We start from the raw sequence: 14,512 nt of genomic DNA, 5'->3' as shown, positions 1-14,512 counted from the left end.
TCCTTTTCTAAAAAGATTGGTTAATATATGGATAACAATGTAAATATATCAAAATGTGGAGTTGATTTTAAATGAAAACTTTAAATCAGTTACAAGATTTAAAAGTGAATAAAGAAAAAATTTCAATGGTGACAGCATATGATTATCCAAGTGCGAAGCAAGTCGAAGCGGCTGATATAGACATCATTTTAGTTGGTGATTCATTAGGAATGACGGTACTAGGTTATGATAGTACAGTTCAGGTTACAGTAGCAGATATGATCCATCATACAAAAGCAGTTAGAAGAGGTGCACCTAATACATATGTGATCGTGGATGTACCTTTCGGGGCAGTAGGTGTCAATGATCAATATGATTTAGAAATAGCGGTAAAACTATATAAAGAAACAGATGCCAATGGAATCAAAGCAGAAGGTGCACATTTAACTCAATATATAAAAAATTGTAGCAATATGGGTATTCCAGTTGTGTCTCATTTGGGATTAACACCACAAAGTGTTGGTATTATGGGATATAAAATGCAAGCTGGTAATAAAGAAGCTGCACGACAACTTATTGAAGATGCCTATGCTGTGCAACAAGCGGGCGCTGTGATGTTAGTTCTTGAAGCAGTCCCAAGCGATTTAGCAGCAGAAATATCAGATAAACTAGATATTCCTGTTATCGGTATTGGAGCAGGAAAAGAAACAGACGGACAAGTATTGGTTTATCATGATTTATTAAATTATGCTGTAGAACATAGAGCGAAATTTGTTAAACAATTTGGTGATTTCTCAGTGGGCATTGATGCATTAAAGCAATATAACAATGAGGTGAAAGCGGAACAATTTCCTGGTGAGGCCCATACCTATAAAAAGCAAATTATGAATGAGGTTACAGAATGACACAGTTAATTACAACAATAGAAGAAATGAGAAGTATTATAGCAAACCTTCATAATCAGCGTCGTTCAGTTGGGTTTATTCCTACCATGGGTGCATTGCATGACGGACATTTAAAAATGATGTCATTATCAGCGAAAGAAAATGATGTGACGATTATTAGTATATTTGTCAATCCATTACAGTTTGGTCCGAACGAAGATTTAGATTCTTACCCACGTGATATTGTAGGTGATACTGCAAAAGCTGAATCTGTAGGCGTGGATTATATCTTTCATCCAACAGTTAAAGAAATGTATCCAGAATTACCGACAATTGAATTAAAAGCAGGCCGACTTGCATCCGTTTTGGAAGGTGCTGAACGTCCAGGACATTTTGATGGTGTGGTAACGGTTGTTAATAAATTATTTAATATTGTACGTCCGCATAAAGCATATTTTGGGAAAAAAGATGCACAGCAGTTGGCAATAGTAGAAAAAATGGTAGAGGACTTCAATCATCCAATTGAAATCAAAGGTGTAGATATTGTTAGAGAGGATGATGGATTAGCGAAAAGCTCGCGTAATATCTATCTTACTAAAAATGAACGTATAGAAGCGGTGCACCTGTATAAAAGTTTATGTCTAGCACAATCGCTTTATAAAAATGGAGAGCATAATAGCGAAAAAATTATCAAAGCGACACGGGACTACTTAACAGAACACACAAGTGGAACGATAGAAACAGTTGCAATATATAGTTATCCAGAACTTGTCGAGCAAACACAAATCAAAGACAGCATTTTTATTTCACTCGCTGTCAAATTTAGTAAAGCGCGCTTAATTGATAATATTATTATAGAAGGATAATAACGCTATTTAATCTTGAATAAATATAAATGGTATGATTTATAGTATTGCAATATAGATTTTACATTTATGGATGGTTGTTTTATCATTAATATGGAAGATCCTTATCAAGGAAAATACTTTTATGATAATCATACGTAGTATAGGGTATAGATAAATTATACGTAAAATAGTTACTATATGAATATACATCGCTATTAATTATTATAAATGACTTATTGAAAAGTAAATACGAAAGGTGGAAAAAAGGTGAGTGAAAAGAATTCTAAAGACGTTATTTTAATTGGTGCTGGTGTTTTAAGTACGACATTTGGGACATTATTAAAAGAACTTGCACCAGATTGGAATATTAAACTTTTTGAAAGACTCGACAAACCTGCAATTGAAAGTTCTAATGAACGCCATAATGCAGGTACTGGACATGCTGCACTATGTGAATTAAATTACACGGTAGAGCAAAAAGATGGTTCAATTGATGTTGAAAAAGCGAAAGAAATTAATGAACAATTCGAGATTTCAAAACAATTTTGGTCTCATTTAGTGAAAAGTAAACAAATTCAAAATCCGCAAGCCTTTATTAGACCATTACCTCATATTAGCTTTGTTCAAGGTGATAAAAACGTAAACTTTTTAAAAAGACGTTTTGAAGCATTATCTCCTTTATCAATGTTTAAAGGTATCGAATATACAGAAGATCATGAAAAATTAAAAGAGTGGATGCCACTAATGATGGAAGGTCGCGATCCAAATGAAACCGTAGCGGCTAGTAAAATTGATGAAGGTACGGATGTTAACTTCGGTGAATTGACTAGAAAAATGGCTAAAAATTTAAGTGAACATGACAATGCAGAACTTTTCTATCGTCATGAAGTACAAGATTTTAGTCGTCGTAAAGATGGTAAATGGGAAGTTAAAATTAAAGACCTTAAAACGAAAAAAGTAGAACATCATATTACAGACTACTTATTTATTGGAGCTGGCGGTGCAGCGATTCCATTATTACAAAAAACAGGTATACCAGAAAGTAAACATTTAGGCGGTTTCCCAATCACGGGAGAATTCTTAGTATGTAATAATCCTGAAGTTGTAGCTAAGCACGAAGTTAAAGCTTATGGTAAAGAACCTGAAGGTACACCACCAATGACTGTACCTCACTTAGATAGACGTTATATTCAAGATGAAAATTCATTACTATTTGGACCATTCGCAGCAATTGGACCAAAATTCCTGAAAAATGGTTCAAACTTAGATTTATTCAAATCTATCAATCCAAGTAATGTTATAACGATGTTATCAGCTGCAGCGAAGAACTTCCCATTAATTAAATATTCAATCCAAGAAGTGTTAGCTAAAAAAGAAGACCGTATGAAAGAATTACGTCGCTTTGTTCCAGATGCTAAAGATGAGGATTGGGATATTATGCAAGCAGGTAAACGTGTTCAGGTTATAAAAGATACTAAGGAACACGGCAGAGGCTTTATCCAATTTGGTACAGAAGTAGTTAATTCAAAAGATCACTCTGTGATTGCTTTATTAGGTGAATCTCCTGGTGCGTCTACATCAGTGTCAGTTGCTTTAGAAGTTATTGAGAAAAACTTCCCAGAACAACTTAAACAATGGGAGCCTAAACTAAAAGAAATCATTCCATCTTATGGTCAATCATTAATTGAGGACTATGCTTTATTGAAACAAATACGTCAAGCGAGTAATGCTGAATTAGAATTAAATCATAAATAGTCAAAAATATACCCCTTGGTGCGCTGTGGCATCAAGGGGATTTTTTGTGGTCTGAAGTAAAGATTTATAAATGAACACATGGTCTAATAGTCAATATAGAAAAATCTCCCTACATAGTATTAAAGTATGTAGGGGGAGATTGTAGCTGAATTTAATTTTTATAATGCTTATGCAAATAAGTTTCAAATGTATCTGGTTTTCCTCCAGTAAGTTTTTCAAAATCGTTGCTACTTTGATCTAGTAATCTCATTTCTCCGGCTTTATACATGGAGGCAAGTAAAGGACCGAATCCTTTAGGTTCATCATACATTTTTCCAAATTTTTCAAGTGTCACTGGGTCATAGGATATATTTGAATTTGCAACTTCTGATAAAATTTGCGCTAATGCTTCCATAGAATAGGTATTTCCAGATAGTAAATAACGTTTACCTAATAAGTTTTGATTTTTTACAATTTCAATAATACCTTATTAATGAAAATAAGGATAATAATGATAACGATATCTCTGTGGTAAATAAAGATAATAATCACGTTGAAAAAAATAGTGAAATATCAAAAATACAAATTAGTGAAAATAATATTATTAGAAATAATGTAGAAGACAAAAAATTCGATGAAGCAGTTTTAAAGGATGAAAAACAAGATAAACAACAAGATGAAAAACTTAAGCCAAATGAAAATAATAATCGAAAGTTTACAGAGATAAAAACGGAAGATGTTGGTCATTTTAATGGAACTATAAACGATAAAAAAATGGGGAATGATGCGGTTCAGGAAGGTGCCATTCAAACAAGAACGAAAGAGAATCTAAATAACCAATCTCAAACCAATAATCACATTAAAACCAAAGTAACTGTGAAACGAGGAACGACTGATTTTGAAAATATAAAAACAGTAAATAAAAGTGAAACTCCTAATAAAAATATAATTGGAACATCAAGAGCTTATAAAAAATTAACTGATAAAGATATTATAAAATTAAGAAAGCTACTTGCTAAACATGATTTGTATCACCCTGTAGTAACAAAAAGTGTAAGAGAAATGACAGAAGATAGTTCATTAGAAGCATTGGATTATTCTGACAACTATACATTTCAAACGTTAATTTTTCAGCCAGAACCATTAACTACGAAGGAAGTGTTAGACAGTAAAACAATACCTTTCCAAATACATAGTTATTTAACAGGAGCAAATTCAGGAGATGTTTATAAGATTAATTTACAATTAGATCCCATTATTGCAAACCATGTTAAGAAAATAACTGTAAACCCATCCGGTCGTAGTTCATCAGTGGAATTAGTAAGACTGGCAAATAAAGAGGGTAAGGCAACAAATATTTGGCAAGTTAACTTTATTAGAGCTAGTGGTGGCCTTTTTGGTGGAGCGGAAATATTGAGTCAGTACACAGCTGAAAACGGAAAAATAGAATTGGACGATACCGTACGGAACATATTAGAAAAAATGGAAGACCATAGTGATAAGTTAAATTACTTAATATATGTAAAAGATTCACAAGAAAACAAAAAGATTAAAACTTCTGAAACTAGCGGCTATTTCCTAACGCCATCTGAAACTTTAATTAATAGTATTGTCTCATCAAACTCTGATGCCGCGAATAGTGCATTTAAAGGAAGTAGTGGTGCTATCCAATTTGATTCCGATATTGGTGAATTTGGTGGTATTACGGTAGACCAACAAATATTAAAAAATGGAACTTTTAATTATGGTGGCCCTCTAATAGATTCAGGATTAAATAAACAATGGAGATATCACTACCAAATTGATTCGAAACTTGTTCCATATATTGGTTCAATTGAATTACATAGTTATGACTTTTATGGAGTGAGTGGTTTCGATAAAACCTATTACCCTAAAAATAAAGTCGCTGATTTGGCAATAGATAAAGATGGTAGAGGGTCAATTACAAGTAGTAATTTAAATGATTTAATTGTGTTTCATAATGCATTACCGGAAACAGTGGGCATTAGATTGGTTATCAAATATAATCAAAGTCCAAATAATACATTAACAAGAAATGCTGAATATGACGAAAATGGTAATTTAATTAGCAATACTACAAAAGTAAAAGAAGACTTTGCATTCTATGGGTATCTGACAGATAAGAATGGTGGGATGATTAAAAATACATTCGGATCATCTACTTATTATATTCAAGATTTAGATATAGACGGTTTGACAGATAACTTTGAATTTCATAAATCACACACGGATCCCTTTAATCAAGATACGGATGGTGACCGTAAAAATGATGGTGACAAAGTATTACGTTATGGGCTTCTCCATTAGTAGGAAAACCTATAGCCGATGATATAACTACAGAAGATACTACAGTAATTGGTAAAGTAAATTTAGATTTTTTAGCGCCTCAACAAAAAGTGAAAATACTAGATGAAAACGGCTCATTAATAAGTATAGATACTTTAAATGAGGATGGTACATTCAGTATGCAAGTTCCGAAATTAAAACCAGGGACTTATACAATAGCTATCGAATCTCCAAATTATACTAATGATGAAGTTAACACTTTCAAAGTTATAGATATAAAAGAAATACTTAAACCTAGCATAAATCCTGTGAATGATCAAAGTAAGGAAATTGAAATTAATGGTGTTGAGGGCTCAACAATCATTATTAAAGATGAAAATAATGTTATTGTTGGTCAGACGATATTAAATAATGGACAAACTACAAGTATTATTAATTTAAAAAAACCATTAAAAGCAGGAACTATTTTAACAGCAATAGCAGAAAAAAATGGCATTAATAGTAATGTTTCGAATTCTGTCATAGTTGAAGATGTGACGTCGCCATTAGCGTCAACAATGAAAGATTTCACAAGTAATGATACCCAAATTACAGGAGAATCTGAACCAAATTCAACAGTTGAAATTACGTTCCCGGACGGCCAAAAAGTGACAACGACTACCGATAATCAAGGTCGCTACGTTGTAGATATTCCAACAGGAGCGCTAAACAATGGAGGAGAAGTTAGCGCCAAAGCGACAGATAAAGCCGGCAACGAATCACCAAAAACAACGAAAGATGTCGCTGATGAAAACGGTGCCAGAAGCACCAAAAGTTGATAATGTCACAAATAACGATATTCAAATTATAGGTAAAACAGAGCCTCATGCAAGCGTGACAATTCAATTCCCTAATAAACAAATTATTACTGGAAAAGCAGATGAACAAGGTGATTTTTCTATAGGCATACCAAGTGAAATTAAGTTATTAGGTAATGAAATTCTTATTATCAATATTACAGATAAAGCAGGTAATATATCTAATAGAACAAGTGTTTCAAGTTATCAATGAGTATATAACATTCTTTAATAATGAAAGAATTACATTAAAAATGGCTAATCTCGTATAAACCGAGATTAACCGATAATTTAATTATTTATTTGTCTACTTGACGGGGTGCAATTCAATTTATGTCCCAAGCTCTTTTTTTATGTTTTATGTAGAAGTACTTTCGAAATAGTTTTCTCCGAGTATAGATTTGGCACTAAAGCGTGAAGGATCTATATGCTCTTTGACAAATTGGGGAACTTCATCTTCCTTAATATCGTACATTGTTTCTATTTCTTTGGAAAATAATCTATGTTGTTCTTTTAAATACAATTCTAGGTTTGGTAGTGGTTTTGTCATCATTTTTGTTGTAGTATCAAGTGTTTTTAATGTTTCGATATAAACATTTAATGCTCTAGAACCAACAATTTTGGTTCCTTTGTTGTCATTATTTATAATAACAATCATCGGGAATCCGCGAACACCTAATTGACGCACTAAATTGAAGTCTTCTGTTAGTAGTCTGTGGCCTTTCTGACTATTAACTAAATCGAAAATATGTTTTATATCCATATCATGATTATCCTTATATAAAGTATGAACAATATCTTTTAATACGGTTTGATTTGAAATGTTTTTATTGAAAACAAATACAGATTCCCTAACAAGACGGATATATTCTATTGCTTTTGAAGGAGAATCTAACTGCTGAATGGCTTTGTATATACGAGATGCTGGAAATGAAGATTGAATGGGATCTGTTTCCATAATTGTACCATCAATCGGCATACGTGAGTATTGACCGACTTCTTGCCAATGTGGTGTAACATCTGCAGGTTTATAAATACCGTTAGCGGGGTCTATGGTCCGTCTCCCCATGCTTCTAGTAATCCACCCATGACCATTTGAAAATTAAATAAATGACCGTACTGTACTGTACTAATAATTTATTTAATATAGGTTCAAATGCCCAACAATGTGAGCACATTGGATCTGTTACATAGTATAAAGTTAGCTTAGGTGTATCGAAATTAAAATCAATAGTTTCTATTGTGTTGTCATCACTAGATGTACAAATGCCAGAATAGATATCGCATACCATATTTTGTTTCATGTTCCTAACCTCCAAAGTTTAATTAAAAAGTATATAGCTTTATAATAGTGATAAATGTATATCATAAGTACCAACAAAATGTGTATTATGTTGGATATTCAATATACGGACACGAATGTTGGAGGAAAATGAGGGAGCCGAATGGTAGAATCAAAATCAGACTTACGAGTTATTAAAACTAGAAAATCTATTATGCAAGCATTCATAAAGCTTTCAGATGAAAAAGATTTTAAAAATATAACGGTAAAAGACATTGCGCAAGAAGCATTAATTAATAGAGCAACATTTTATTATCACTTTAGTGATATTTATGATCTATTGGACAAAGTTTTAGCTGAAGAACTTTTGATTAACTTAAATTATGAAGATTTTAAAGATAATAAGTTGAATGAAGAAACAATTGCCAGTATTTTTAAAGCTATTGCAGAATTTCAATTATCATTAAATAGAAGATATCATAGGAGTTATCCTGAAACAATAGGTAGTATCATTCAAGAGCATACCGAGAGAATGTTGTATAAATTATTAGCAGATGTTCCTTTTGAAGATGATAGTATTCGTCAGCTTTCAGCGAGTATGTTAAGCGCAAGTATTTATAGAGCTTCTGAAAAGTGGTGTCATGGATTTAGTGATGTTCCAGCTGAGACATATATTCAAAGTGTCACACCTTATATTATTTCTGGATTGGTATCTCGTAAATAAAATGAAATGAGGTGTTTGTTATGGGGATTATTATTATCATATTGGAAATTATTTTAGGTATCTTTTTTATAATGACAGGCTTGAAAATATTATCTGGTGCTATGAAACAGGAATTTGCAAAATTAGGTTATCCACCAATTTTTAATAAAATTACAGGGCTGTTTGAACTTATAGGTGGTATAGCAATGCTTGTTGGTATTTTTTATATACCATTGGCTATATTTGCGAGTATTTTATTAGCTTCAACTATGTTGGCAGGTGCAGGTTCACTTGTATTCCTTGGGAAAGACTCTATTAAAAAAGCACTGCCAGCCATCGTATTATTTGTTTTGAATTTGATTATATTGATTTATCTATTGATAGTTTAAAAACTTTGGCACCTGGGACATAAGGCATTGTCTTAGGCAACTTTTTTGAATAGTCAGTTGATGATTTATAGGAAAATTAAAATATCAATTTTATGGTATTAGTGTTAGTTATTTAAGTATTCATATCAATCTAATTGGAAAATAGCCTGAGACATCTATTTATGTCTCAGGCTATTTTGAACTATCTATTCATCATTGCCAAACTATATCTACGAAAATTTTATACAATCCCTTGTATTCTTAATACGATTTCCGCAACTAAGGCAGAACCAATATATGTACTTATTAAAATGACAATACCCACAACAACTGTTTTCCACCCTAACTTTGCGAAATCTGCCCAAGAGTTACCAATTGAAACACCTGCATAAGCAACGACAGGTGTTGCGAGTGATAATAAGTCTACTTTTTCAGTCCATTCAACTATATGTGCTGCACCTGGTACACCTGGAATAGTTAATAACAAGCCAATAATGCCTATGTAGGCAATACTAGGGATATTAAAAGGCACGATGTCACGGAGTATTAATCCTAGTAATGCGATGGCTATGAGTGAAAGAATGCCTGGTAAAGCGTTTAATGGCATAATGCTATAGCCTATCCAGTTACTTAATAAAGAAATAATACCGACAACACATAAAGTAAGTATCCAATTCATCACTTTTGATGACATTCTAATCACTCCTGTTCCTTAGTAAATTTATTTTTGATGTTCATGATTAAACTATAATATTTTCTAGTTAAAGGTAGTGCAATCAACATGCCGACATATAAACCAGTCACGGACGTGAGTAAATTACTTACACCAGAAAAAGCTGTGATTGTGCTTGTCTGATCTGGATACATTTCTACCAGAGGACCAAGTGCGGCGGCAGTCATTACACCACTTCCCACACCTGTTGCCATAGCATAAGCAATGGGACTTAAAGGTAGAATTGAAATGATGATGCCAGAAAATATACTGAAAAAGATAGCGCCGAAAATAGTACCAAATATGTACATGGACATAACGCCTCGCCATTCAGGAGAGGCAATGCCGAATTTTTCAGTGATTAATGCTAAATTAGGTTCTCTCCCTATAGAGTGGGTCATACCGATAGATTCACGACGAAGTCCAAGTAAAATCGCCAAAGGTAAAGAAAATACAATGGTTCCTAAATTACCAATTTCTTGAAGTATCAAAGCTGGACCAGCAGCAATAATTTTGGGTAAAGCAGGTCCGGCTTCTACACCAAATTTTGCTATAAGTAAAGCTACAGAAATGAACACCATAGGTTCAGAATTTTTAGCTTGTTTGTGCTTAATCAATGGCGTGAAATAAACAGCTAAACCTAATAGTACAGCATACACTACGGGTAATAAGAGGATTGATGTCATGCCCAAAGGTATTTTATGTGCACCGATGACTTCGGAAATAATGACTATGACCAAAACGATGCTATGTAATCTCCAATCTTTCCATAAGTTGTTTTGTTGTTCCAAATCAATCACCCCTACAATAATCTGAATATAAAGAAAATTCTAAATATTAATAGCATCTATTGTATACTTACTATTCGAAAATTAAAAGGGGGTAGAAGTGATTCATATATTTTTGGAATTTAATATATGTAAAGTGAAAGCTTAGGCGTATAATGGAATCATTATAGTTAGAAAGTGGTGGTGAAAGTGCAACACGCATACCGACAACTCATATTAGGGATGGTTTGTTTATTTATAGTGATGGCGATTGGACGTTTTGCATATACACCTATAATGCCATTTATGCAACAAACAGGTCATATGGATAATCAAAGTGCTGGTTTATTGGCAACAATCAACTATTTAGGTTATTTAATAGGTGCTATCATACCTATGTGGTTAGTTATAGTGAACAAAGTTACAGATTTGAAAATTTATTTATTTATAAATATCATTTCAACCTTAATTATGGGGTTGTTGGACGATTTTACAGTTTGGACCATATTACGCCTCATTTCTGGGATAACAAGTGGTACTGTTTTTGTCTTAGCATCAAATGTAGCCCTTGAGGCGTTAAGAGTAGCTAAGAAAGATGGTATTTCAGGTTTGTTGTACAGTGGTGTAGGTTTAGGAATTTTTACAAGTAGTATATTTATTTTCATCTATACTAGTGCTGACACGTGGAAGATGACTTGGATTGTACTTAGTCTTTTTTCATTAATTATGGGAAGTTTTGTATTATTTGGAATGCGTGAAAATCCAATCACTGAAAATGAAGATTCCAATTCATCAAATAACACAAATAATGTAGCGGTTAAGTTAAAGAAAAAATTTATTTGGGGATTTTCAATAGCATATTTTTGTGAAGGTGCAGGATATATTATAACGGGTACTTTCTTAGTAGCCATCGTTAAATCTATACCCGAATTAGCCGATTATGCAGCTTTAAGTTGGATGTTTGTAGGTTTGGGTGCAATTCCGTCAACGATTTTGTGGTCGATGATGGCTAACAAGCTAGGGCATGAGAAAGCAATATATTTGGCGTTTATCCTACAAATTATTGCTGTGGTATTGCCAGTATTTTCAGGAAGTATGATGAGTTTGGTGATTAGTTCGCTATTTTTTGGAGCAACATTCCTTGGCTTGACGACATTATTCATGTCTAAAGCACAAACGCTGATGTTTGAAAGTGCTAGTAAAATTAATTTAGTCGCTTCATTAACTGTCATATATAGTTTAGGACAAATGATTGCACCTGCTTTTTCAGGTGTATTAATTGGCGAGTCAGGTAATTATAATGCAGCATTAATATTTGCAGCAGTTATACTGTGTATCGGCTTATTAAGTAGTTTTTATAGCTATAGAGTAACAGATTAACTTTTGTGCAAAGTGTTTTTGTATAGCATATCATAATATCAAAGCAAGAATGATTTATATCTATAAAAGGCTTCTGAAGATATATGTGTGTAGTCTTTTTATTGGTTATCATCTTTTTGTGTAAGTTGACATTTTGTGGTAATATCGTCATGAATAAAAATTCGAGATAATAATAGATAAGAAGGTTTAATTATATATGAAAGATAATTTTTGGCGTGAATTACCGCGTCCATTTTTTGTATTAGCGCCGATGGAAGACGTTACTGATGTGGTCTTCCGTCATGTGGTTAGTGAAGCGGGCAGACCAGATGTATTTTTTACTGAGTTTACGAATACAGAAAGTTATTGCCATCCTGAAGGTGTCCATAGCGTGCGTGGGCGTTTAACATTTACCGAAGATGAACAGCCTATTGTTGCTCACATTTGGGGAGATAAACCAGATCATTTTAGAGAAATGAGTATCGGTATGGCAGAGATGGGGTTTAAAGGTATCGATTTGAATATGGGTTGCCCTGTGCCAAATGTTGCGACAAAAGGAAAAGGTTCGGGTTTAATTCAACGTCCTGAAATAGCTGCAGAAATTATTCAAGCAGCTAAAGCGGGCGGTATACCAGTAAGTGTGAAAACGCGTCTTGGTTATTCTGAAATTGATGAATGGCGAGACTGGTTGAGACATGTATTTGAACAGGATATTGCAAATTTGTCGATTCATCTACGTACACGTAGAGAAATGAGTAAGGTAGATGCGCACTGGGAATTGATTGGTGAAATTAAAAAGCTTCGTGATGAAATTGCACCAGACACGTTGTTAACAATTAACGGAGATATTCCAGATAGAAAGACAGGACTTGAACTTGCAGAAAAATATGGCATTGATGGCGTAATGATTGGCCGTGGGATTTTTCATAATCCATATGCCTTTGAAAAAGAGCCGAGAGAACATACGAGTGAAGAGTTACTTGGACTATTGAGATTACATCTTGATTTGTTCGATCAATATACTGAAAATGAACCACGTCAGTTTAAGCCATTACGTAGGTTCTTTAAAATATATGTGCGAGGCATCCGAGGTGCAAGTGAATTAAGACATCAATTGATGAGTACGAATACGACAGATGATGCTCGGAAATTACTTGATGAATTTGAAGCACAAACGGAACAAGTCAAATAAAATATCAAAAATAAAAGCTAGCTCTGAAATCATAAGGATTCTGAGTTAGCTTTTTATTATAGTAATGAGGGTCTGAGGCATAGATAGTTGTCTCGGACTCTGTTTGCAATTAGGTAGTAGGTGACAGAATTGAAAATATAAAGTCTCACTTATTTAAAGAGACTATTTTCTATTTTTAGAGAAACGCGTCGTTCTTATATATGACCTTTAGATTAGGGTAACCCTTTATCCCAACCAACATTGCAGGGATGTAACTAACAAATCTCTACTAGAAAATTTGATTTCTGTTCTATTCTCTTATTTTTGTTTTATAGTAAGCGCGATGATAAAGGCAATGATCATAAATGCTGTAATCATCAATACAACACCAGGCCATTGAATAGCGCCATAAAAAATCCCTGCTAAAGTACCACCGACAGATGACCCCATGTAATAGAAAAGTAAATATAAACTAGATGCCTGTGCTTTATGATCTTCGGCACGACTTGTAACAACTGCACTTGCAATTGCATGACCACTGAAAAACGCATAAACACTAAATGCTAAACCTAGTATTTTAAAGGGTAATGGCGGTAGAAGTGTGATCCAAATACCGAAAATGAGCAGCAATATACTAAATTTCAAAGCATTTAAAGTCCCAAGTTGTGCTCTTAATTTTGCATTAAGTATAGATGAAATCATACCGATTAAAAATAATAAATAAACAAAGCTAATCACACTATCATGTAAATGATAGGGTTCATCCGCTAATACAAAACCGATATAGTTAAAGGCTGCAATGTTACAACCTAAAAGCAAAAAACCTATCATAAATGGTTTTAATAATCTAATATTCTTCAAATGTTTACTGTAACTCACTAATAATGCTTTGACAGAAAAGCGTTGTTTTTCGAAATGGTTAGATGCAGGTAATAGAAATGTAAAAAGAATTGCAGCAATCACACTAATGATACCTATTGAAATTAGACCTGTTTGATAACCATAAATACTAGAAATAAAACCAGTGAATATCCTCCCAAAAGCACCACCAAAAGCATTACCGCTAATATAAATTCCCATAGCTTCAGGTAAATTATGTGAAGAAATTTCTTCGCCAATATAAGCCATTGCTATGGAAGGGAGCCCTGCTAAACAGATACCTTGTATCAAGCGCACGATTAGAAAAGTATTAAAATCTAAAATAAAAGGTTGCACCAATGCTAAAAGTGACACAGATATAACAGAAAATATCATAATCGGTTTGCGACCTAAAACTTCTGATAGTGCACCAAAGAACAGCATTGCAATCGCTAAGGTGATTGTTGCTGCAGACAGCGCTAAACTAGCAACGGTTTCGCTTACATTAAAAGCATTTGTAAAATGTGGAATAAGTGGCTGCACACTATAAAGAATTGAAAATATAGTGAATCCTGAAATGAACAGGGCAACAATGATTTTTATATAAGCCTGTGATCCTTTTTTGACATAGTTGTTTTTTAAATCGTCCAATGTTAAAACCCCGCTTATGATCTGATGTATTTATGTTAGCATGTAATTAATAA

16 protein-coding genes are annotated in these 14,512 nt (G+C 33.3%); 10 read left to right on the top strand and 6 right to left on the bottom strand.

The window, feature by feature from the left end; genetic code table 11:
• Positions 1-71 precede the first annotated feature (71 nt).
• The 3 genes from panB (at position 72) to mqo (ending at position 3,466) form a co-directional block, all read left to right on the top strand.
• The gene (panB, locus tag KA893_RS06875; RefSeq protein ID WP_041079891.1) at positions 72-884 is read left to right on the top strand and encodes a 3-methyl-2-oxobutanoate hydroxymethyltransferase; all 813 of its coding nucleotides are present in this window, start codon (positions 72-74) and stop codon (positions 882-884) included.
• A complete protein-coding gene (gene panC / locus KA893_RS06870; protein ID WP_002482102.1) occupies positions 881-1,729 on the top strand; it encodes a pantoate--beta-alanine ligase in 849 nt (282 codons plus the stop codon). Before panB ends, panC begins: the two co-directional genes overlap by 4 nt.
• A gap of 249 nt (positions 1,730-1,978) precedes the next feature.
• Entirely contained in the window at positions 1,979-3,466 is a 1,488-nt protein-coding gene (gene mqo / locus KA893_RS06865; RefSeq protein WP_002482103.1) for a malate dehydrogenase (quinone), read from the top strand.
• Between the two features lie 151 nt (positions 3,467-3,617).
• Here the strand turns inward: mqo and KA893_RS06860 are convergent, their stop codons facing one another.
• Positions 3,618-3,860 carry a Rossmann-fold NAD(P)-binding domain-containing protein gene (locus KA893_RS06860; RefSeq protein ID WP_052463673.1) on the bottom strand — a complete coding sequence of 81 codons (243 nt, stop codon included), beginning with the start codon at positions 3,858-3,860 and terminating at the stop codon, positions 3,618-3,620.
• A gap of 113 nt (positions 3,861-3,973) precedes the next feature.
• Between KA893_RS06860 and KA893_RS06855 the strand changes: the two genes are divergently transcribed.
• The 3 genes from KA893_RS06855 (at position 3,974) to KA893_RS06845 (ending at position 6,802) form a co-directional block, all read left to right on the top strand.
• Positions 3,974-5,773, top strand: a complete 1,800-nt coding sequence (locus KA893_RS06855; protein ID WP_232334990.1) for a DUF4012 domain-containing protein — start codon at positions 3,974-3,976, stop codon at positions 5,771-5,773.
• Positions 5,774-5,862: 89 nt separating this feature from the next.
• Positions 5,863-6,570 (top strand): Ig-like domain-containing protein, encoded by a 708-nt coding sequence (locus KA893_RS14210; protein WP_194376015.1) that lies wholly within the window; start codon positions 5,863-5,865, stop codon positions 6,568-6,570.
• Positions 6,530-6,802 (top strand): Ig-like domain-containing protein, encoded by a 273-nt coding sequence (locus tag KA893_RS06845; RefSeq protein WP_180373870.1) that lies wholly within the window; start codon positions 6,530-6,532, stop codon positions 6,800-6,802. The genes KA893_RS14210 and KA893_RS06845 overlap by 41 nt, the downstream gene beginning before the upstream one ends.
• Positions 6,803-6,946: 144 nt before the next feature.
• Here KA893_RS06845 and KA893_RS06840 read toward each other — a convergent pair whose 3' ends face one another.
• Together KA893_RS06840 and KA893_RS13960 are read right to left on the bottom strand one after the other, a co-directional pair.
• A complete protein-coding gene (locus KA893_RS06840; protein ID WP_228481250.1) occupies positions 6,947-7,657 on the bottom strand; it encodes a DsbA family oxidoreductase in 711 nt (236 codons plus the stop codon).
• Positions 7,658-7,661: 4 nt separating this feature from the next.
• Positions 7,662-7,892 carry a DsbA family protein gene (locus tag KA893_RS13960; RefSeq protein WP_052463675.1) on the bottom strand — a complete coding sequence of 77 codons (231 nt, stop codon included), beginning with the start codon at positions 7,890-7,892 and terminating at the stop codon, positions 7,662-7,664.
• 141 nt (positions 7,893-8,033) lie between these two features.
• Here KA893_RS13960 and KA893_RS06835 point away from each other — a divergent pair, with 141 nt between their 5' ends.
• Both KA893_RS06835 and KA893_RS06830 read left to right on the top strand, forming a co-directional pair.
• The gene (locus tag KA893_RS06835) at positions 8,034-8,594 is read left to right on the top strand and encodes a TetR/AcrR family transcriptional regulator (RefSeq protein ID WP_041079894.1); all 561 of its coding nucleotides are present in this window, start codon (positions 8,034-8,036) and stop codon (positions 8,592-8,594) included.
• Between the two features lie 20 nt (positions 8,595-8,614).
• Positions 8,615-8,962 carry a DoxX family protein gene (locus KA893_RS06830; RefSeq protein ID WP_037537479.1) on the top strand — a complete coding sequence of 116 codons (348 nt, stop codon included), beginning with the start codon at positions 8,615-8,617 and terminating at the stop codon, positions 8,960-8,962.
• Positions 8,963-9,182: 220 nt separating this feature from the next.
• On the opposite strand, the gene KA893_RS06825 is transcribed toward KA893_RS06830, so the two are convergent.
• Both KA893_RS06825 and KA893_RS06820 read right to left on the bottom strand, forming a co-directional pair.
• Entirely contained in the window at positions 9,183-9,635 is a 453-nt protein-coding gene (locus KA893_RS06825; RefSeq protein WP_037537480.1) for a hypothetical protein, read from the bottom strand.
• Between the two features lie 5 nt (positions 9,636-9,640).
• Entirely contained in the window at positions 9,641-10,444 is an 804-nt protein-coding gene (locus KA893_RS06820) for a DUF3100 domain-containing protein (protein ID WP_037537482.1), read from the bottom strand.
• 219 nt (positions 10,445-10,663) lie between these two features.
• Here KA893_RS06820 and KA893_RS06815 point away from each other — a divergent pair, with 219 nt between their 5' ends.
• Complete coding sequence (locus KA893_RS06815) at positions 10,664-11,800, top strand: YbfB/YjiJ family MFS transporter (RefSeq protein ID WP_075340011.1); 1,137 nt, start codon at positions 10,664-10,666, stop codon at positions 11,798-11,800.
• Between the two features lie 196 nt (positions 11,801-11,996).
• Positions 11,997-12,971 carry a tRNA dihydrouridine synthase gene (locus KA893_RS06810; RefSeq protein ID WP_075340009.1) on the top strand — a complete coding sequence of 325 codons (975 nt, stop codon included), beginning with the start codon at positions 11,997-11,999 and terminating at the stop codon, positions 12,969-12,971.
• A 297-nt stretch (positions 12,972-13,268) separates the two neighbouring features.
• Here the strand turns inward: KA893_RS06810 and KA893_RS06805 are convergent, their stop codons facing one another.
• On the bottom strand, positions 13,269-14,477 hold the full coding sequence (locus KA893_RS06805; protein ID WP_074381770.1) for an MFS transporter: 1,209 nt from the start codon (positions 14,475-14,477) through the stop codon (positions 13,269-13,271).
• Positions 14,478-14,512 lie beyond the last annotated feature (35 nt).

Source organism: Staphylococcus sp. GDY8P126P (assembly GCF_017891965.1).
In the GTDB taxonomy this organism is placed as follows: Bacteria; Bacillota; Bacilli; order Staphylococcales; family Staphylococcaceae; genus Staphylococcus; species Staphylococcus saprophyticus.
This window is presented reverse-complemented; position numbering and strand designations above follow the sequence as displayed.